Here is an 18,146-nt window from a genome sequence, read left to right as displayed (position 1 = left end):
CGTTCGAACCCGGCATGCCCGGGCCGCTGCCGGGCGGCGCCGGAAGGGAGGCGAGGACCGAGGCCGCCGGGCGGCGAAAGGGGGCCGGGTCGCCGGAGCTCTTGCGGGGGCGCAGTTCCGGGATCCACACCGCGCCGTCCCGGGTGGCCCGGCAGATCGCGCCGGACCGGGTCGCGAGCAGTTCGCCCGGCCGGCCGCGCAGCCGGTCCTCGGGATGTCCGCCGTGCAGGAACACCTCCCGGCCGCAGAGTTCGTCCAGGACGCCCGGCTGCGAGTCGGCCCCGCGGAGCTTGCGCACTGCCGTCTCCGTGCTGTCGTTCTCCCAGTCGATCCGCCTCTGCTCCTGGCGGAAGGAATCCCGCCACACCACACTGATCCCGGGATCGCTCTGCGGCCGCGGCTTGAACGATCCGTCGGCGTACCGCCGCACGGCCAGCAGCACCGCGCCCGCGGCGGCGTCGGACACCTCGTTGCGGTACAGGTCGCTCTTGCCGGCCGGCGGCACCCGGAAGGACCCGTCCGCCCAGATGTCCCCCGCGTCCATCGCAGCCTCGGCCTGGAGCACCGTCACGCCCCACTCGGGTGCCTCCTCGGCGATCGCCCAGTCCAGCGACGACGGGCCCCGGTCGCCGGGCGGCCCCGGGTGCACGATCAGGCAGGTGTGCTCCTGCCACAGGTCCTCCGGCAGGGCCGACTTCAGCATCGGCGCGACGATCAGTTCCGGGCGCACGTCGCGTACGGCGGCCCGGACCGCGTCGGCGCCGTGCGAGGCCAGGACGACGTCCACGTGGTGCCCTTGGTCCGACAGTTCCGCGTACACACGCTGGGACAGGCTGTTGAACGCGCTGACGACGAGCAAGATGTCCATGACATGGCATGCTCGCCGGTCCGGGGAGGCCCGAGAAGGACCACGGCGGCGTTTCGCCGGTCTTCACGGGCCTCTTGCTCCATCCGGATCGCCTGCGCGGCCGGACTACTCGCCCGAGGGCGCGGCCAGCGGGACGCCCAGGCCCACCGGCGTGCCGAAGGTCGGAGTGCCGTCGGCGTTCCAGGTGAACTTCTGTGCCCTGGTCGAGCCGTTCGTGTCGCAGCCGCCGCTCGCCGAGTTGTTCGCGTGGTACACCATCCGACGGTCCACCACCTTGCGGGCCGGACGGTGGTTCGCCGCCCGGGACCGCCTGGAGGGCTGGCGCAGTGCCCTCACCGCGCAAGGCAGCGAGCAGCCGGCCGTGCTCGTCGGCGACTGGTCGGCCGCGTCGGGCTACGAGGCGGGCCGCGCACTCGCCGCCGACGGTGACGTCACCGCCGTGTTCGCCGCCAACGACGACATGGCCATCGGCGTGATCCGCGCCCTGACGGAAGCCGGACGGCCCGTACCGGACGACGTCAGTGTGGTCGGCTTCGACGACATCCCTGTCGCCGCGTATGTGACCCCACCGACCACGGTGCGTCAGCCTTTCGACGCCGTGGCGCGCGAGGGGCTCCGGCTCCTGGTGCAGGCCATCGAGAAGCCGGACGTGAAACCGGCACCGGCGAACGACCCCCCGGTCGAACTCGTGGTCCGCGCCTCGACCGCACCCCCGCCTCCCGGTAGCCGCCGGGGCGGCAGCCGCCCCGAGTCCGGCGATGGTGCGGCGCCCTTCCCCCGGGGCCTTGCCCCCGCCGTACCGCGGGCGCACGCTGGTCCTATGGGTGCGCAAGACGGCCCTACGCTCATCGGCTCCGTCCAGCGGGCCATGCGGCTGCTGGAGGCGGTGAGCGCACACCAGAACGGCGCGCCGGCGAAGCAGCTGGCGCGTGAGACGGGGCTGCCTCTGGCCACCGCCTATCACCTGCTGCGCACGCTGGTGCACGACGGCTACGTGCGGAAGCTGGACGACGGCGGGTTCGTCCTCGGTGACAAGTTGCAGAGCCTCCAGACCACCGGGCGCGCGCAGGCGCTGCTCAGCCGCGTCCGGCCCACGCTCGCCGCGCTGCGGGACGAGCTCACGACCCCCGCCTATCTCACCTTCTACGAGGAGGGCGAGATCCGGGTCGCCGAGATCGTCGACGGTCCCGGGACGCCCCGCGTCGATCTCTGGGTGGGCTTCGAGGACGCGGGGCACGCGACCGCGCTGGGCAAGTCCGTGCTCAGGGAACTGGACGAGGAGGCCCGCAAGGACTATCTCTCCCGCCACCACCTCGCCGACCTCACACCGCGGACGATCACCAGCCTGCCGGAACTGCTCCGGCGGCTGGAGACCTCGCCCCTGGCCCCGGCCGTCACGGACCTGGAGGAGTACGCCCTCGGCACGGTCTGCGTCGCCGTCCCGGTCTACAGCGGGGACACACTCGGCTCCCTCGGCGTGTCACTGCCGGCGAACCGGCTCTCCCGGCTGCCGGAGATCAGCGCGCGGCTGCTCCCGACCGCGAGTCGAGTGACGAGGAGTCTCTCGCTCACTATCTGAAAATCCGCTCCTTGCCGGTGTCCCTCCTCACCCCGTTTTCTGGATGAAACAGACATTTCAGGGGTGTATGGCCAGTCCGGCGCCCCGCTCACAGGTGAGGACCACGGAAACAGACATGAGCCAGCCCCGAGACCTTGGTGACGACCACTGGGCCGTACGGCCGTTCAGAAACCGAGTGGCCGGTACCCGGGCCTCGGCCAGCAGACGCGCATTCGCGCAGCTGGCCGCCGGTACGCCCGTCCTGCCCGTACTGATCGTCACCGTCATCGCGCTCGTCGACCTCGTCGGCGGAGCCGGGATGATCTGGCTGCCCCTGCTCGCGGCCGGTCCTGCCCTCGCGGCCACGACCAACGGGCCGCGCGGAGTCCTCTCTGTCGGCTTCCTCGCCGTCGCACTCGGCGCGACGCTCGGCATCCGGGACGGCATCCCGGGCCGCGAACTGGCCGCCGTACTGTCCGCCTTGGTGGCCGTCACCCTGGCGAGCGGCCTGGCCGGCGTCCTGCGGGGGCGGCGGGAACGGGTGCTCGCGGCCGTCCGCTCGGTCGCGGAGACCGCCCAGCACGCGCTGCTCAAGCCCGTGCCCTCGACCGTCGGACCGTTCCAGGTGGCCGTCCGCTACAGCGCCGCGGCGGCCGAGGCCCGTATCGGCGGGGACCTCTACGCCCTGATACCCACCCCGCACGGGGTGCGGCTGATCGTCGGCGACGTGCGCGGCAAGGGGCTGCCCGCCGTGGGGACCGCCGCGCTGGTGCTCGGTGTCTTCCGCGAGGCCGCCCACGACGAGCCCGACCTTCTCGCCGTGATCGACAGGATCGAGCGGAGTCTGGCGCGCAACCTCGGTCACGACGACTTCGTCACCGCCGTGGTCGCCGGATACTCGCAGGCCGCCGGGCATCTGGAGGTGGTGAACTGCGGGCACACGCCTCCGTTGCTGGTGCGCGCCTGCGGGAGCGTCACGCCGGTGGAGCCCGCCCACCCGTCCCCGCCTCTCGGGCTGCGCGGCCTCGCCGGTCACGCGCCCAGCCTCCATGCGCTGCCCTTCGCCGACGGTGACCAGCTGTTGCTCTACACCGACGGGGTCACCGAAGCCCGCGACCACCGGCGGGCCTTCTATCCGCTCGCCGAAGGACTGGAGCGCCACGTGTCCCACGAGCCGGCCCGCACCCTCGACGGGCTCCACGACGAGCTGCTGTCCCATGTGGGCGGCCGGCTGCACGACGACGCGGCACTGCTCCTGATCCGCAAACCGGCCGCGTCCGAAGCAGGGGGGCCAGCCGAGGTGACCGCTCCCGGCGCGGCTCCCGAGGCGCGGTGCTGCCTGTGAGGGCGGTGTTACCGCTCGTCGCGCAGGTCCTTGACCCGGCGGAGCTTGCCGACGGAGCGCTCCAGGGTCTCCGGTTCGACGATCGCCACGTCGACGGTGACGCCGACTCCGTCCTTGACGTCCTTCGCGATCGTGCGGGCGGCGGCCTTGCGCCGCTCGGCGGGCGTGCCGGGGCGGGTTTCGACGCGGACGGTCATGTGGTCCATGCGACCGCGCCGGGTGAGCTGGATCTGGAAGTGCGGGGCGACGCCGGGCGTGCGCAGCACGATCTCCTCGATCTGGCTGGGGAAGACGTTCACCCCACGCAGGATGATCATGTCGTCGCAGCGGCCGGTGATCTTCTGGATGCGGCGGAAGGCGGGCCGGGCCGTGCCGGGCAGCAGCCGGGTCAGGTCGCGGGTGCGGTAGCGGACGACCGGCAGGGCTTCCTTGGTGAGGGACGTGAAGACAAGCTCGCCCTCCTCGCCCTCGGGCAGCACCTCACCCGTGACCGGGTCGACGACCTCGGGGTAGAAGTGGTCCTCCCACACGTGCAGCCCGTCCTTGGTCTCCACGCACTCCTGGGCGACACCCGGGCCGATGACCTCGGAGAGGCCGTATATGTCGACGGCGTGGATGTCCATGCGCTCCTCGATCTCGCGGCGCATCTCCTCCGTCCACGGCTCGGCGCCGAAGACGCCCACGCGCAGGCTGCTGTCGCGCGGGTCGATGCCCTGGCGTTCGAACTCGTCGAGGAGCGTGAGCATGTAGGAGGGGGTGACCATGATGATCTCGGGCTGGAAGTCCTGGATGATCTGCACCTGGCGTGCGGTCATGCCTCCCGAGGCGGGGATGACGGTGCACCCGGCCCGCTCGGCCCCGTAGTGCGCGCCGAGGCCCCCGGTGAACAGCCCGTAGCCGTAGGAGATGTGCACCTTGTGCCCGGGGCGGCCGCCCGCGGCACGGATCGAGCGCGCGACCAGGTCCGCCCACATCGACAGGTCGTTCTCCGTGTAGCCCACCACGGTGGGGCGGCCGGTGGTGCCGCTGGAGGCGTGGACGCGCCGGACCTGGTCCATGGGGACGGCGAACATGCCGAACGGGTAGGTGTCGCGCAGATCCGCCTTGGTCGTGAAGGGGAAGCGGGACAAGTCCTCCAGTGAGCGGCAGTCGTCAGGTCCGACACCGGCGTCATCGAACTTCTTCCGGTACGTCTCCACGTTGTCGTAGGCGTGGCGCAGGCTCCGGCGCAGCCGGTCGAGCTGGAGCTCGCGGAGCTCCTCGGGCGTCAGGCGCTCACCGTCGTCCAGCAGGTCGTGGGGGAGGGGCTCGCCCCGCCGCCGCCCAGCCGCCGCCGGGGTCGTCGTGGCCGTCTTCTCGCTGGTCATCCCGACTCCTTCGACGTCGTGCCCCGGATGCTGCGGCTGCGGCCCCGGAACTCCGCGATCACCTTTTCACCCCGCAGGACGGTCACGTCGTAAAGGCCGCTGCGGCCGTATCGCGTGCGCTCCCCGGCCCGCGCCACGAGGACGTCGCCCTCGTGCGCCGAGCCACGAAGGTGATGTCGGGCCCCGGCCGCGACGGTCGCCGGGCCGTGGCTGTTGCAGGCGCAGGCGAAGGCGCTGTCGGCGAGCAGGAAGACGCAGCCGCCGTGGACGATGCCGTGGCCGTTCACCATCGCCGGGGTCACGGTCATCCGGAGGGTGGCGGTCCCCTCACCGTGCTCCAGCGGCTCGACGCCCAGGCCGCGGGAGGCCTCGTCCGCGGCGGACATCGCCCCCGCGGCCGGCGTCATGTCGGCGGTATGGGTCACTTCTCGCACCACCTCGTGGATCGATCGCATCATCTTGTGACCCGACCGAACATTCGGTTAGCTTCGGTGTCGCCAAGTAATCCAGTCGCCCCGAGGCCTGTCAAGGGTCGGGGTCTTACCAAGGCGCCCGGCATCGTTCTATGATGGACCGAACGAATGGTCGGTTGGGAAGTGGGACGGATGGACACGACACACTCCAGCCCCCCGGGGGCGGACGGCGCCGAGCCGGTTCTCCAGCGGCATTTCGAGGCGACGATCGCGCGGGACCAGCGGATCGAGCCGCGTGACTGGATGCCGGAGGGCTACCGCAAGACACTCGTCCGGCAGATCGCGCAGCACGCGCACTCGGAGATCATCGGCATGCAGCCCGAGGGCGAGTGGATCACGCGTGCGCCGTCGCTGCGCCGCAAGGCCATTCTGTTCGCGAAGGTCCAGGACGAGGCCGGGCACGGGCTGTACCTGTACTCGGCGGCGGAGACACTGGGCGCCGACCGCGCGGATCTGACCGAGCGGCTCATCGAGGGCCGTCAGAAGTACTCGTCGATCTTCAACTACCCCACACTGAGTTTCGCGGACGTGGGGGTGATCGGCTGGTTCGTGGACGGGGCGGCGATCTGCAACCAGGTGCCGCTGTGCCGGTCGTCGTACGGGCCGTACGCGCGCGCGATGGTGCGGATCTGCAAGGAGGAGTCGTTCCATCAGCGGCAGGGCTACGAGCTGCTGATGACGATGATGCGCGGCACCGAGGAGCAGCGGGAGATGGTGCAGGACGCGGTGGACCGCTGGTGGTGGCCGTCGCTGATGATGTTCGGCCCGCCCGACGACGCCTCGCCCAACTCCGCGCAGTCGATGGCCTGGAAGATCAAGCGGCACAGCAACGACGAGCTGCGTCAGCGTTTCGTGGACATGACGGTTCCGCAGGCCGAGAGGCTCGGTGTGACGCTGCCCGACCCGGAGCTGCGCTGGAACGAGGAGCGCGGGCACCACGACTTCGGCACCCCGGACTGGGACGAGCTGATGCGGGTCATCAAGGGCGACGGCCCGTGCAACGCCCAGCGGATGGAGCGGCGTCGGACGGCCCATGAGGAGGGCGCCTGGGTGCGTGAGGCGGCCACCGCACACGCGGCCAAGCAGGCCGCCCGCGCGGAAAAGGGAGCGGTGGCATGACCGACGGGAAGCAGAACTGGCCGCTGTACGAGGTGTTCGTGCGCGGCAAGCGCGGACTGAACCACGTCCACGTGGGCTCGCTGCACGCCGCCGACGACCGCATGGCGCTCACGCATGCCCGGGACCTGTACACGCGGCGCAACGAGGGCGTGAGCATCTGGGTGGTGCGCTCCGAGCACATCGCCGCCTCGACCCGCGACGAGAAGGACCCGTTCTTCGAGCCGAGCGCCGACAAGGTCTACCGGCACCCGACCTTCTACGACATCCCCCAAGACGTCCCGCACATCTAGTCCCACCGAGGCCATCGAGGAACAGGCATGAGCGACGACCACGTCTACATGACCCTCGCGGAGGGACACGAGGACGACACCCGCTGGGCCTACGGCACCGGCTTCGAGGACCCCCTGCACGGCGTGGACACCACCGTCCCCGACGGCGTGGACGCCGGGGAACTGGCCGCCCTCTGCGTCACCCTGGCCGACGACGCCCTGGTCTCGGCCCAGCGGCTGGCCGAGTGGACCACCCGCGCCCCGGAGCTGGAGGAGGAGGTGGCGCTGGCCAACATCGGCCTCGATCTGCTCGGCCAGGCCCGCCTGCTGTACTCCCGCGCGGGCCAGGTCGACGGGACCGGCCGCGGCGAGGACGCCTACGCCTACTTCCGCGACACCGGCGAGTTCCGCAACGTACGCCTGGCCGAACTCCCGGGCGGCGACTTCGCGTTCTCGGTCGTACGGCTGTTGGTGCTCTCCAGCTGGCGCCTCGCGCACTTCGAGCGGCTCGTCGCCCACCGCGACCCGGTGCTCGCGGCGATCGCCGCCAAGGGCGTGAAGGAGCTGACCTACCACCGGCAGTACGCGGCCGAGTGGGCGGTGCGGCTGGGCGACGGCACCGAGGAGTCGCACCGCCGGACGCGCAGGGCACTGGAGCAGGTGGCGCCCTACCTCGGAGAGTTGTTCACGGCGTATGACGTACGGGACGAGGTCGTCGCCGTCCTGCGCCAGGTCACCGAGGCGGCCGGGCTGCCCATGCCCGTCTACCGGCCGCTGCCCGGCTCGGGCCGCGCCGGGGAGCACACCGGGCATCTCGCCCCGCTGCTGGCCGAGTTGCAGGGCGTGGCCCGCGCCCACCCGGAGGCGACATGGTGATCACGCTGCCGGCCGCGCGACGGGCCCGGCGCATCGCCGGGCAGGTGCCCGACCCCGAGCTGCCCATGCTCACGCTGGCCGACCTCGGAGTGCTGCGCGAGGTGTCCATGGATCCGGACGGGACGGTGGTCGCGAGCCTGACCCCGACCTACTCGGGTTGCCCCGCCATGGCCGAGATGCGTGCGGGCGTGGCCGCCCGGCTCAAGGACGCCGGCTACGCGCGCGTGGAGATCCGCACCGTCCTCGACCCACCGTGGACCAGCGACTGGATCACCCCCGAAGGCCGCCGCAAGCTCGCCGAACACGGCATCGCCCCGCCCGGGGCCGCGCCCGCGCGCGCCTCCAGGCCGGTGCCGCTCGTGCTGTCGCCGACCCGCAGCTCCGTGCCCTGCCCCCGCTGCGGCAGCGCGGACACCGAGGAGACCTCCCGCTTCGCCGCCACGTCCTGCAAGGCGCTGTGGCGCTGCCTCGCCTGCCGCGAGCCGTTCGAGTACCTCAAGGAGATCTGATGGAGGACCTGATGGAGCCGGCCCCCGCCCCGGCGCCGCGCGCGCGTGCCCGCCGACGTCCGGTCTTCCACCCCCTGCGGGTCGCCGCCGTGCAGCCGTTGTGCGAGGACGCGGTGGCCGTCAGCTTCGACATCCCGGCCGAGCTGGCCGAGGAGTTCGCCTTCGCGCCCGGCCAGTCGCTCACCCTGCGGCGCGAGATCGACGGCCGGGACGAGCGCCGCTCGTACTCGATCTGCTCACCCGCGGGAACGGCACCGCGCATCGGCGTCCGGGTCGTACCCGGCGGCCTGTTCTCCTTCTGGCTGGTGAACGAGGTACGCCCCGGCGACACCGTCGAGGTGATGGCCCCCACCGGCGCCTTCACACCCGACCTCACCGCCCCCGGCCACCACGTCCTGATAGCGGCCGGCTCCGGCATCACGCCCATGGTCTCCATCGCCGAGTCCGTCCTGGCCGCCGACTCCCGCTCGACGGTCACGCTCCTCTACGGCAACCGCCGCACCGGCACCGTGATGTTCGCCGACGAGCTGGCCGACCTGAAGGACCTCTACCCGACGCGGTTCCAGGTCGCCCACGTCCTCTCCCGTGAGCCCCGCGAGGCCGAGGTGCTCTCCGGCCGCCTCGACGCCGAGCGGCTGTCGGCGCTCATCGACGCGCTGGTCGACGTGCCGTCCGCCGACCACTGGTGGCTGTGCGGCCCTCACGGCATGGTCCGCGCCGCCCAAGAGGTCCTGGCCGGTCTCGGCGTGCCGGACGACCGCGTCCACCAGGAGCTGTTCTACGCCGACGACGAACCCGTACGCGAGGTCCACCACGCCGAGGCCGGCCCCTCCGGCCCGGTCAGCCAGGTCACCGTCACCCTCGACGGCCGCTCCACCACCTCCGCCTTGCCCCGCGAGCGGACCATCCTGGAAGGCGCCCAGCAGACCCGTCCGGACCTGCCGTTCGCCTGCAAGGGAGGAGTCTGCGGCACCTGCCGCGCCCTGGTCACCGACGGCAAGGCCGACATGCGCCGCAACTTCGCCCTCGAACCGGCCGAGGTCGACGCGGGCTACGTCCTCACCTGCCAGTCGTTCCCGGTCTCCGACGCGCTGACGGTGGACTTCGACACCTGAGTCCGCGTCAGGGCGTTCCCGCGCCGAGGTCCTCGAGTTCCTCCGCGCACTCCTCCGGTACGGCCACGTCCCCGACGATGAGCGACTGGAACACCGTGGTCGGCGACGGCCCGGGCGCTTCCCGGTGCTCGCGCCGGGCCTCGGCCCGGGCCTGTTCGATGTAGTCGGCGATCTCCTGGCAGTCGACGGCGTACGTGCCGGTCGGCGCCGGTTCCCCGGCGGGGGAGCCCGAACCGCCTGTGGACGACTCGGTGTGGAGCGCGTAGGTGCCGAGGAGACCGGCCAGGCACACTCCTGCCCAGGCGGCGACGATCCGCCGGCGGGCACTCAAGGGCCGGCCCTTCCACGGTCGGCCCTCTCGCTGCACGCGTCCTTCTCATCGAAACCCCTCCCGCGACAGATGCTGCCGGAGTCTCGACTGCGGCGCGCACCGCCCACAGACGCTGACCCTCCAGAACGAGGCCGCGGACGGCTCGCAGGAGTGGCGGCCGGTCCGGCAGGCAGGGCCTCGGCCCCACCGATGCTCAGCCGTCGCGCAGTACGCGCAACGCCGTGAGCGCCACGTGGAGTTCGGTGCGCCGTTCACCGGATTCGAGGTCGGTGTCGAGGAGGCGTTCGATGGTGCGCAGACGCTGGTACATGGTCTCTCGGGACAGGCCGCCGCGGCGGGCCGCGGTGGTCTTGTTGCCGGCGGCGTCCAGGTAGTGGCCGAGCGTCGTCATCAGGTCGGTGCCGTGCCGGGTGTCGTGGTCGATGAGCCGGCCGAGCCGCCGTTCGGTGTAGTCCTGGATCCGGGTGTCCTCGCGCAGGGCGTACAGCAGACGGCGCAGGTCGATGTCCGGCAGCTCGTGGAAGGAGCGGCCCGGGGGAAGGGGCTGGCCGGGCGGGGTGGCCTCTATGACACGGGCCGCCTCCCGGAAGGAGCGGGTGATGTCGGCGAGGTCCGCCACCTCCGAGCCGACACTCACGAGCGCCTCCGGGGACAGACCCAGCGCGGTGCGGCTCAGACGCTCGGCCACCGGGCGCCAGGGCTGGGCGGCGCGCAGGGCCGGCAGGACACCGAGGCGGCCGGGGGAGATCTCCCCGACGAGCGCCGGGATCCCCGCCGACCTGAGCTCCCGGTGCAGTCGGGACTCCGGCTCGGTCCCCGACGCACCAGGGCCCAGGTCGACCAGGAGCGCCACGTATCGGCTGTCCTCGGTGGGCAGGCCCAGCGCGGCGCAGCGGGCGCGGGCGTCCGCGGGGGAGTGGTGGCGCTGTTCCGCCAGTTCCCGCAGGGCGTTGCGATGGGCCGTGTGTTCCCACGGAGTGGCGTGGATGAGGCGGGCGACGGTCAGCGCCATCGCCGTCCTCTCCAGGACCGTGACGTGCTCCGGCCCGAAGGCCGGCCCGTCGTCGGGAGCCCGGAGCATGGCCAGACGGCCCCAGCGTTCACCCTGATAGGAGACCGGCGCGGTCAGCCAGCCCTCCGGACCGCCCACCTCCGTGTGGTCGCCCGGCTCGGTGGCCCGGGAGCGCTGCTCCCAGCCGGTGAGCGCCTCCTGCACCGTGCTCCCCGACGGCTCGCAGATCAGTGCCTGGTGCGCCAGGTTCTCCAGGACGACCGTGCGGCCGCTCATCTCCGCCGCCGCCCGCACCACGTCCTCCGGCCCCGCGCCGCGCAGCGTCAGCGCGGTGAACGCCTCGTGGATCCGCTGGGTCCGGCGCATCGCCTCGGCCTGATTGCCGAGGATGAGCGCGTGGACGACCTGGGTGACCTCCAGGAAGTTGACGTCCCGGGCGAGAGTGACCAGCGGGAGCCCCCGGGCGCGGCAGGCCTGGACGAGGGCGTCGGGCGGGCGGTGGTAGCGCCGTACCAGCTCGATGACCAGGGCGGCCGCTCCCACCTCGGTGAGTTCGTCGACGTACCGGCGGACCCCCGCGGCGTCCTCGGGCAGGGGCATGCCCGTCGTCAGGACCAGCTCCCCGCCCTTGAGGAAGGACGCCGGATCCGTCAGCTCGGTGATGTGCACCCAGCGCACCTGCCGGTCCAGATACGGCAGCCCGGTGACGACCTGGGGCTGTCCCGCGGCCAGGACGGGCAGGGCCAGCACGTCGGCGACGGTCGGCGCGCGACCGGCCGGGGCCTTCGGGTCGTTCTCGTTCACGGTGACTCCCTGCTCGCCCGGTCACTCTGACAAGCGGCACTGACCTGCGCAAGAGCTGTCCACGGCAGGGGCAGGCGGGACCCGGGGGGTTCGGAGGTTGACACAACGTCCGGACAACGCGTTCCGGCTGGACAGATCACGCGTTGTCGCCCCTCGCGGAGGCTTGGATGCTCGGTTACCGGAGCTGAGCCAAGCAACCACACCTCGACGTACGGCCGGGAGACACCATGACCGCACTGTCACCGCACCTTCGCCAGGCCACACCCGTCGTGGCGGCCCGGGGCGAGGGCGTCCACCTCTACGGTGAGGACGGCCGCCGCTACCTCGACTTCACCGCCGGCATCGGCGTCACCAGTACCGGGCACTGCCACCCCAAGGTCGTGGCGGCGGCGCAGGAGCAGGTGGGCACGCTGATCCACGGCCAGTACACCACCGTCATGCACCAGCCGCTCCGCCGCCTCGTCGACAAGCTGGGCGAGGTGCTGCCGGCCGGCCTCGACAGCCTGTTCTTCACCAACTCCGGCAGCGAGGCCGTCGAGGCCGCACTGCGGCTCGCCCGCCAGGCCACCGGCCGGCCCAACGTCATCGTCTGTCACGGCGGTTTCCACGGCCGTACCGTCGCCGCCGCATCCATGACCACCTCAGGCATCCGCTTCCGGTCCGGGTTCTCCCCGCTGATGAGCGGCGTGGTCGTCACCCCGTTCCCGACGCCCTTCCGGTACGGCTGGGACGAGGAGACCGCCACCCGCTTCGCCCTGCGGGAGCTCGACTACACCCTCCAGACGATCTCGTCGCCCGCCGACACGGCCGCGATCATCGTCGAGCCGGTGCTCGGCGAGGGTGGGTACGTGCCCGCGAACCGCGCCTTCATCGAGGGGCTGCGCGAGCGGGCGGACCGGCACGGCTTCCTGCTGATCTTCGATGAGGTGCAGACCGGCGTCGGCCGCACGGGACGCTTCTGGGGACACGACCACTTCGGCGTCACCCCGGACATCCTCGTCACCGCCAAGGGCCTGGCCAGCGGCTTCCCCCTCTCCGGCATCGCCGCCTCCGAGGAGCTGATGGCCAAGGCGTGGCCCGGCTCGCAGGGCGGCACGTACGGCGCCAACGCCGTCGCCTGCGCCGCGGCCTGCGCGACCCTCGACGTCGTGCGTGACGAGAAGCTCGTCGAGAACGCCGAGGCGATGGGCAAGCGGCTGCGCCACGGCCTGGAGGCGGTGGCCGACCGAACCCCGGGCATCGGCGACGTCCGCGGCCTCGGACTCATGCTCGCCACCGAGTTCGTCACCGAGGACGGCAGCCCCGACCCCGAGACCGCCGCCCGCGTGCAGCGCGCCGCCATCGACGAGGGCCTGCTCCTGCTGCTGTGCGGCGCCTGGAACCAGGTGGTCCGCATGATCCCGGCGCTCGTCATCGACGAGGCGGGCGTGGACGAGGGCCTCCAGGCCTGGGCGAACGCCGTGGAGGCCGGTACGTCGGGAGCGGCGGAGCGATGACGACAGCCACCCGCGACCTGGCGGGTCTGACGGACCGCATCGCCGAGATCGCGCCCGGCCTGCGGGTGGAGACCGGTCCGGGAGCGACGGGCCCTTACGCCTACGACGCCTCGAACTACCGTGTGCCGCCGCGGGCGGTGGCTTTCCCGCGCACCGCCGACGACGTGGTCGCGGTGCTGCGGGCCTGCCGGGAGGCGGGCGTCCCGGTCACGGCTCGGGGCGGTGGCACGAGCATGGCGGGCAACGCGGTCGGGGTCGGTGTGGTGCTGGATTTCTCCCGGTACATGAACCGGATCCTGGACATCGACGTCGAGGCGCGTACCGCGCGCGTCGAGGCCGGTGCCGTCCTCGACGCGCTGCGCGGCGCGACCGCCCCGCACGGGCTCGACTTCGGACCCGACCCGTCCTCGCACAGCCGCTGCACCCTCGGCGGCATGATCGGCAACGACGCGTGCGGCAACCGGTCGGTGCGCGACGGGCGGACCAGCGGACACGTCGAGGCCCTGGAGATCGTGACGGCGGACGGCGTGCGGGCCGTCGCCGACCACTCCGGGCTGCGTGCCGCAGAGCCGGGCGACGCGGAGGCTGTGCGGCGCGTCGCCCGGCTCGAATCCGGCCTCAGGCGGCTGGTCGAGGACAACCTGGCGCTGATCCGCACCGAGCTGGGCCGGATCCCGCGTCAGGTCTCCGGCTTCCAGCTGCATCACCTGCTGCCGGAGAACGGGTTCGATCTGGTCCGTGCTCTGGTGGGCACCGAGGGCACCTGTGCGGTCGTCACCGCCGCGACGGTCCACCTGGTGGCGACCGCACAGGCCTCCACGCTGCTGACGCTCGGCTACGAGGATGTGGTCGAGGCGGCCGAGGACGTGCCGGAGATCCTGCGCTGGTCGCCCAGCGCGGTGGAGGGCATGGACGAGGCGATCGTCGCCACCATGCGCGCCCGCCGCGGCCCGGACTCCGTCACCGGCCTGCCGGAGGGACGGGCCTGGCTGTACGTCGAGCTCGAAGGCGATGACCAGGCTGTGGTGAACGCCCGCGCCGCTGAACTGCTTGAGGCTCTCAAGGCACGGGGGCGGATGACCGGCGGCCGGGTCGTGGAGAGCCGGGCCGAGCGGCGTTCGCTGTGGCGGGTACGCGAGGACGGGGCCGGGCTGGCCGCCCGGCTCGTGGACGGCGGGGAGTCCTGGCCCGGCTGGGAGGACGCGGCCGTCGCCCCCGAGAACCTCGCCGCCTACCTGCGGGACTTCCGCAAACTGCTGGCCTCGCACGAACTGACCGGCGTGCTGTACGGGCACTTCGGCGCGGGATGCGTCCACGTGCGCATCGACTTCGATCCGGCCACCGAGGCCGGCCGGACGGTCATGCGCCGCTTCCTGACGGAGGCGGCCGCGCTGGTGGTCGAGCACGGCGGCACGCTGTCGGGAGAGCACGGCGACGGACGCGCCCGTAGTGAGCTGCTGGAGGTCATGTACAGCCACCGCATGATCGCCGCGTTCGCCGCGTTCAAGAAGACCTTCGACCCCGACGGGCTGCTCAACCCCGGGGTGATCGTCGATCCGGCCCCGCTGGATGCCGACCTCGCGCTGCGTCAACTCCCACTGGTGGAGACGACGTTCGGCTTCCCGCATGACGAGGACGGTTTCGCGGGCGCGGTACGCCGCTGCGTCGGTGTGGGACGCTGCCGCAGCGACTCCGGCGGCGTGATGTGCCCGAGCTACCGGGCCACGGGGGAGGAGAACGCCTCCACCCGCGGCCGGGCCCGCATGCTCCAGGAGATGGTGCGCGGCGAGGCCGTCTCCGACGGCTGGCGCTCCACCGAGGTCAAGGACGCCCTGGATCTGTGTCTGTCGTGCAAGGCCTGCTCCAGTGACTGTCCGGTCGGCGTAGACATGGCCACCTACAAGGCGGAGTTCCTCCACCAGCACTACAAGGGCCGCCTGCGCCCCCGTTCCCACTACTCACTCGGCTGGCTGCCCAGGACCTCCGCCCTGGCCGGATACGCCGCCCGGCCGGTCAACGCACTGCTGCGCGGGCCGGTCGGACGGCTGCTCGCCCGTCTCGGCGGCGTCACGACGAAGCGCACCATCCCCGCCTTCGCCTCGCGCCGCACCCTGCGCAGGACCCTGCGCGCCGCCAGAACCGCCGAGCCGGCGAAGGCCGTGCTCTTCGTCGACAGCTTCACCCGCGCCTTCCGTCCCGAGGTCGCCGGAGCCGCCAGCCGTGTGCTGGCCGACGCCGGTATCCCCTGCGCGCCGCAGGACGGACTGTGCTGCGGGCTGACCTGGGTCAGCACCGGACAGCTGAACGTCGCCCGCAAGATCATGGCCCGCACGGTCGCCGCGCTCGACGACGGTGACGACCGGCCGATCATCGTGGCCGAGCCGAGCTGCGCCGCCGCGTTGAAGCGTGACGTTCCCGAACTGATCGGCACCGAGGCCGCCCAGCGCGTAGCCAGCCGCGTCCACACCTTCACCGGGGCCCTCACCGACCTCGCCGACCAGGACTGGAGTCCGCCGCCGCTGCCCGAGAACGTCGTGCTCCAGACCCACTGCCACGAGTACGCCACCTTCAAGGGCCGCCGCCCGGCCGACCTGCTGCGCCGGCTCGGCGTGCGCGGCGTCGACGAGGCCGAGGGCTGCTGCGGACTCGCCGGCAACTTCGGATTCGAGGCAGAGCACTACGACACCTCCATGGCCGTCGCCGAGCTCGCCCTGAAACCCCGCATCGACCACCTCGACGGACGCGCCGTCGTGGCCGACGGCTTCAGCTGCGCCACCCAGATCGACCACCTCGCCGACGGCCGGGACATCCGCGCTCTGCACCTCGCGGAACTCCTCGACCCCGCCGCCGATCAAACAGGAGAGACATCATGACCGAGGTACTGAACCAGTTGTTCATCGGCGGTGCCTGGGTGGACGCCGCGGACGGCGCCACCATGCCCGTCGACGACCCCGCGACCGGCGAGATCCTCTGCCATGTCGCCGACGCGGGCCCCAAGGACGCCCGGCTCGCCGAGGAGGCCGCCGTCCAGGCCCAGGCCGAGTGGGCACGTACCGCGCCCCGGGCCCGCAGCGAGATCCTGCGCCGCGCCTACGAACTCATCATCGAGCGCACCGACGAACTCGCCCACCTGATGACGGCCGAGATGGGCAAGCCGCTCGCCGAGGCCAGGGGAGAGGTGGCCTACGCCGCCGAGTTCTTCCGCTGGTTCTCCGAGGAAGCCGTCCGCATCGACGGCGGCTGCGGCACCCTGCCCGACGGCCGCAACCGCATGCTGCTCTCCCGCCGCCCGGTCGGCCCCTGCCTGCTGATCACGCCGTGGAACTTCCCGCTGGCCATGAGCACCCGCAAGATCGGCCCGGCGATCGCGGCGGGCTGCACGATGATCCTCAAGCCGGCCCCGCAGACCCCGCTGTCCAGCCTCGCCCTGGCCGGGATCCTCAAGGAGGCCGGGCTGCCGGACGGTGTGCTGAACGTCGTCACCACCTCACGCGCCGGAGAGGTCTGCGAACCCCTCCTGCGCGGCGGCCGGATCCGCAAGCTGTCCTTCACCGGCTCCACGGGCGTCGGCCGGCTGCTGCTCGCCCAGTGCGCCGACACGGTCGTACGCACCTCGATGGAGCTGGGCGGCAACGCGCCGTTCATCGTCTTCGACGACGCGGACCTGGACGTGGCCGTGGACGGCGCGATGGTCGCCAAGATGCGCAACATGGGCGAGGCCTGCACCGCAGCGAACCGCTTCTTCGTGCACCGGTCGGTGGCCGAGGAGTTCGGCCGGCGGCTCGCCGAGCGGATGGGCGCGCTCGTGGTGGGCCCCGGCACCCGGGACGGTGTCGACGTCGGCCCGCTGATCGATGCCACCGGACGCGCCAAGGTCGCGGAGCTCGTCGCCGACGCCGTGGAGCGCGGCGCGCGCGTGCTCGTCGGCGGCCGTACGCCGGAAGGGCCGGGCTGCTTCTACCCGCCGACCGTGCTCGCCGACGTCGACCCCGGCAGCCGCCTGATGGACACGGAGATCTTCGGCCCTGTCGCGGCGATCCTCACCTTCGACGACGAGGACGAGGTACTGCGCCGCGCCAACGACACGCCGTGGGGTCTGGTCGGTTACGTCTTCACCCAGGGGCTGGACCGCGGGCTGCGCGTCAGCGAGGGTCTGGAGGTGGGCATGGTGGGCCTGAACACCGGCCTCGTCTCCAACCCGGCCGCGCCGTTCGGCGGGGTCAAGCAGTCCGGCCTGGGCCGCGAGGGCGGCCGGGTCGGGATCGACGAGTTCCTGGAGTACCAGTACGTCGCGGTGCCCGTGCGATGACGGTGTTCCTGCCCTGACACACGCCCCATCGCGCACCGCGCGCACAGCCCCCGCGTACTCGGCCGCCCCCCCGGGCCGCACGCGGGTCGCCCCGTGCCGCACGCGGGTCGCCCCGTGCCCGGCCTCCCCCCGGCCCGGGCACGGGGCACACAGCTGACACGCCCGGGCGCCGCTGGACCACCCGAGCGTGCGCCGCCTGGTTCCAGCGGCAGGACGACGAGTTCGTCGAGGCGTACGCGGCGGCCCTGACACCGCGCACCCGTGTCCTTCAGATCACCCACATGTCCCACGGGACGGGCCGGGACGGGGCGTGCCGGTGAAGCGGCTGTGCCGGCTGGCGAAGGACAACGGGACGCTCACCATGGTCGACGCCGCCCGGACCTTCGCGCAGGCACCGGCGAGCTTCCGTGACCTGGTCTGCGACTTGGATCATGGGCTCCCTCGCCGCCGCGAACAGGCTCGATCCCTAAAGCGCCGCCGGACGTACGGCGAGCACCCGGGCGCCGATCTCCCAGCGGGGTGGTGTCCTGGCGGTTCGCCCGCGGCCGTCCCGCCTCGTTCAGGCTGACCAGCGTGCGCTGCACCGTCGACTCGGGCAGACCGAAGACCTTCGTCAACTCGCCCACCGTCACGGGCTGGTGGTGGGCGACCGCCTTCATGACGCGCAGCGACCTGGTCACGCTCTTCATTTCCAT

General features: G+C 72.3%; 16 protein-coding genes and 2 pseudogenes. 11 read left to right on the top strand and 7 right to left on the bottom strand.

The window, feature by feature from the left end; genetic code table 11:
- Positions 1 to 868 (bottom strand): formyltransferase family protein (locus AOQ53_RS34525; RefSeq protein WP_269085492.1); only part of this gene is annotated, 868 nt, incomplete at its 3' end.
- Positions 869 to 973: 105 nt separating this feature from the next.
- Positions 974 to 1,126 (bottom strand): annotated as a pseudogene (locus AOQ53_RS43255) (family 43 glycosylhydrolase); the annotation flags it as partial.
- Here AOQ53_RS43255 and AOQ53_RS43250 point away from each other — a divergent pair.
- From AOQ53_RS43250 to AOQ53_RS34515, 3 genes and pseudogenes are all read left to right on the top strand, one after another.
- Positions 1,053 to 1,514 (top strand): annotated as a pseudogene (locus tag AOQ53_RS43250) (substrate-binding domain-containing protein); the annotation flags it as partial. The pseudogenes AOQ53_RS43255 and AOQ53_RS43250 overlap by 74 nt on opposite strands.
- Positions 1,515 to 1,688: 174 nt before the next feature.
- Complete coding sequence (locus tag AOQ53_RS34520; protein WP_059423408.1) at positions 1,689 to 2,447, top strand: IclR family transcriptional regulator; 759 nt, start codon at positions 1,689 to 1,691, stop codon at positions 2,445 to 2,447.
- Positions 2,448 to 2,562: 115 nt separating this feature from the next.
- Positions 2,563 to 3,771, top strand: a complete 1,209-nt coding sequence (locus AOQ53_RS34515; RefSeq protein WP_236711913.1) for a PP2C family protein-serine/threonine phosphatase — start codon at positions 2,563 to 2,565, stop codon at positions 3,769 to 3,771.
- A gap of 8 nt (positions 3,772 to 3,779) precedes the next feature.
- Here the strand turns inward: AOQ53_RS34515 and paaK are convergent, their stop codons facing one another.
- Both paaK and paaI read right to left on the bottom strand, forming a co-directional pair.
- Positions 3,780 to 5,138, bottom strand: a complete 1,359-nt coding sequence (gene paaK / locus AOQ53_RS34510; RefSeq protein ID WP_059423397.1) for a phenylacetate--CoA ligase PaaK — start codon at positions 5,136 to 5,138, stop codon at positions 3,780 to 3,782.
- Positions 5,135 to 5,545 carry a hydroxyphenylacetyl-CoA thioesterase PaaI gene (gene paaI, locus AOQ53_RS34505; protein ID WP_059423405.1) on the bottom strand — a complete coding sequence of 137 codons (411 nt, stop codon included), beginning with the start codon at positions 5,543 to 5,545 and terminating at the stop codon, positions 5,135 to 5,137. Before paaI ends, paaK begins: the two co-directional genes overlap by 4 nt.
- Before the next feature lie 198 nt (positions 5,546 to 5,743).
- On the opposite strand from paaI, the gene paaA reads away from it, so the two are divergent.
- Genes paaA through paaE form a run of 5 tightly spaced genes read left to right on the top strand, consistent with a single transcriptional unit; the run spans position 5,744 to position 9,499 of the window.
- A complete protein-coding gene (gene paaA, locus AOQ53_RS34500) occupies positions 5,744 to 6,730 on the top strand; it encodes a 1,2-phenylacetyl-CoA epoxidase subunit PaaA (RefSeq protein ID WP_059423395.1) in 987 nt (328 codons plus the stop codon).
- A complete protein-coding gene (gene paaB, locus AOQ53_RS34495) occupies positions 6,727 to 7,020 on the top strand; it encodes a 1,2-phenylacetyl-CoA epoxidase subunit PaaB (protein WP_059423394.1) in 294 nt (97 codons plus the stop codon). Before paaA ends, paaB begins: the two co-directional genes overlap by 4 nt.
- A gap of 27 nt (positions 7,021 to 7,047) precedes the next feature.
- Positions 7,048 to 7,875: a 1,2-phenylacetyl-CoA epoxidase subunit PaaC gene (gene paaC / locus AOQ53_RS34490; RefSeq protein WP_059423392.1), complete on the top strand. Its 828-nt coding sequence runs from the start codon at positions 7,048 to 7,050 to the stop codon at positions 7,873 to 7,875.
- Positions 7,869 to 8,384: a 1,2-phenylacetyl-CoA epoxidase subunit PaaD gene (gene paaD / locus AOQ53_RS34485; RefSeq protein ID WP_059423390.1), complete on the top strand. Its 516-nt coding sequence runs from the start codon at positions 7,869 to 7,871 to the stop codon at positions 8,382 to 8,384. Before paaC ends, paaD begins: the two co-directional genes overlap by 7 nt.
- Positions 8,384 to 9,499, top strand: coding sequence for a 1,2-phenylacetyl-CoA epoxidase subunit PaaE (gene paaE, locus AOQ53_RS34480; RefSeq protein ID WP_408055219.1), 1,116 nt, complete (start codon positions 8,384 to 8,386; stop codon positions 9,497 to 9,499). Before paaD ends, paaE begins: the two co-directional genes overlap by 1 nt.
- Before the next feature lie 7 nt (positions 9,500 to 9,506).
- Here the strand turns inward: paaE and AOQ53_RS34475 are convergent, their stop codons facing one another.
- Together AOQ53_RS34475 and AOQ53_RS34470 are read right to left on the bottom strand one after the other, a co-directional pair.
- Positions 9,507 to 9,830, bottom strand: a complete 324-nt coding sequence (locus tag AOQ53_RS34475; protein WP_148640413.1) for a hypothetical protein — start codon at positions 9,828 to 9,830, stop codon at positions 9,507 to 9,509.
- A 193-nt stretch (positions 9,831 to 10,023) separates the two neighbouring features.
- Positions 10,024 to 11,646, bottom strand: a complete 1,623-nt coding sequence (locus AOQ53_RS34470; protein ID WP_059423385.1) for a PucR family transcriptional regulator — start codon at positions 11,644 to 11,646, stop codon at positions 10,024 to 10,026.
- 227 nt (positions 11,647 to 11,873) lie between these two features.
- Here AOQ53_RS34470 and AOQ53_RS34465 point away from each other — a divergent pair, with 227 nt between their 5' ends.
- The 3 genes from AOQ53_RS34465 to AOQ53_RS34455 are packed head-to-tail and all read left to right on the top strand — an operon-like array spanning position 11,874 to position 17,451.
- Positions 11,874 to 13,142 (top strand): aspartate aminotransferase family protein, encoded by a 1,269-nt coding sequence (locus AOQ53_RS34465; RefSeq protein WP_059423384.1) that lies wholly within the window; start codon positions 11,874 to 11,876, stop codon positions 13,140 to 13,142.
- On the top strand, positions 13,139 to 16,015 hold the full coding sequence (locus AOQ53_RS34460) for an FAD-binding and (Fe-S)-binding domain-containing protein (protein WP_059423382.1): 2,877 nt from the start codon (positions 13,139 to 13,141) through the stop codon (positions 16,013 to 16,015). Before AOQ53_RS34465 ends, AOQ53_RS34460 begins: the two co-directional genes overlap by 4 nt.
- Complete coding sequence (locus AOQ53_RS34455) at positions 16,012 to 17,451, top strand: NAD-dependent succinate-semialdehyde dehydrogenase (protein WP_059423380.1); 1,440 nt, start codon at positions 16,012 to 16,014, stop codon at positions 17,449 to 17,451. Before AOQ53_RS34460 ends, AOQ53_RS34455 begins: the two co-directional genes overlap by 4 nt.
- A 356-nt stretch (positions 17,452 to 17,807) precedes the next feature.
- Here AOQ53_RS34455 and AOQ53_RS46930 read toward each other — a convergent pair whose 3' ends face one another.
- Complete coding sequence (locus AOQ53_RS46930) at positions 17,808 to 18,110, bottom strand: ArsR/SmtB family transcription factor (protein WP_236711914.1); 303 nt, start codon at positions 18,108 to 18,110, stop codon at positions 17,808 to 17,810.
- Between the last annotated feature and the right edge of the window lie 36 nt (positions 18,111 to 18,146).

The organism is Streptomyces azureus, assembly GCF_001270025.1.
GTDB classification, from domain to species: Bacteria; Actinomycetota; Actinomycetes; order Streptomycetales; family Streptomycetaceae; genus Streptomyces; species Streptomyces azureus.
The sequence above is the reverse complement of the archived record's forward strand: the minus strand, read 5'-3'. Positions and strand labels throughout refer to the sequence as shown.

What these genes read in the sequence shown, in the direction of transcription:
- AOQ53_RS34520 (WP_059423408.1), top strand. Translation starts at nt 1,689, where the DNA reads ATGGGTGCGCAAGACGGCCCTACGCTCATCGGCTCCGTCCAGCGGGCC.
- AOQ53_RS34515 (WP_236711913.1), top strand. Translation starts at nt 2,563, where the DNA reads ATGAGCCAGCCCCGAGACCTTGGTGACGACCACTGGGCCGTACGGCCG.
- paaK (WP_059423397.1), bottom strand. Translation starts at nt 5,138, where the DNA reads ATGACCAGCGAGAAGACGGCCACGACGACCCCGGCGGCGGCTGGGCGG.
- paaI (WP_059423405.1), bottom strand. Translation starts at nt 5,545, where the DNA reads ATGACGCCGGCCGCGGGGGCGATGTCCGCCGCGGACGAGGCCTCCCGC.
- paaA (WP_059423395.1), top strand. Translation starts at nt 5,744, where the DNA reads ATGGACACGACACACTCCAGCCCCCCGGGGGCGGACGGCGCCGAGCCG.
- paaB (WP_059423394.1), top strand. Translation starts at nt 6,727, where the DNA reads ATGACCGACGGGAAGCAGAACTGGCCGCTGTACGAGGTGTTCGTGCGC.
- paaC (WP_059423392.1), top strand. Translation starts at nt 7,048, where the DNA reads ATGAGCGACGACCACGTCTACATGACCCTCGCGGAGGGACACGAGGAC.
- paaD (WP_059423390.1), top strand. Translation starts at nt 7,869, where the DNA reads ATGGTGATCACGCTGCCGGCCGCGCGACGGGCCCGGCGCATCGCCGGG.
- paaE (WP_408055219.1), top strand. Translation starts at nt 8,384, where the DNA reads ATGGAGGACCTGATGGAGCCGGCCCCCGCCCCGGCGCCGCGCGCGCGT.
- AOQ53_RS34465 (WP_059423384.1), top strand. Translation starts at nt 11,874, where the DNA reads ATGACCGCACTGTCACCGCACCTTCGCCAGGCCACACCCGTCGTGGCG.
- AOQ53_RS34460 (WP_059423382.1), top strand. Translation starts at nt 13,139, where the DNA reads ATGACGACAGCCACCCGCGACCTGGCGGGTCTGACGGACCGCATCGCC.
- AOQ53_RS34455 (WP_059423380.1), top strand. Translation starts at nt 16,012, where the DNA reads ATGACCGAGGTACTGAACCAGTTGTTCATCGGCGGTGCCTGGGTGGAC.
- AOQ53_RS46930 (WP_236711914.1), bottom strand. Translation starts at nt 18,110, where the DNA reads ATGAAGGCGGTCGCCCACCACCAGCCCGTGACGGTGGGCGAGTTGACG.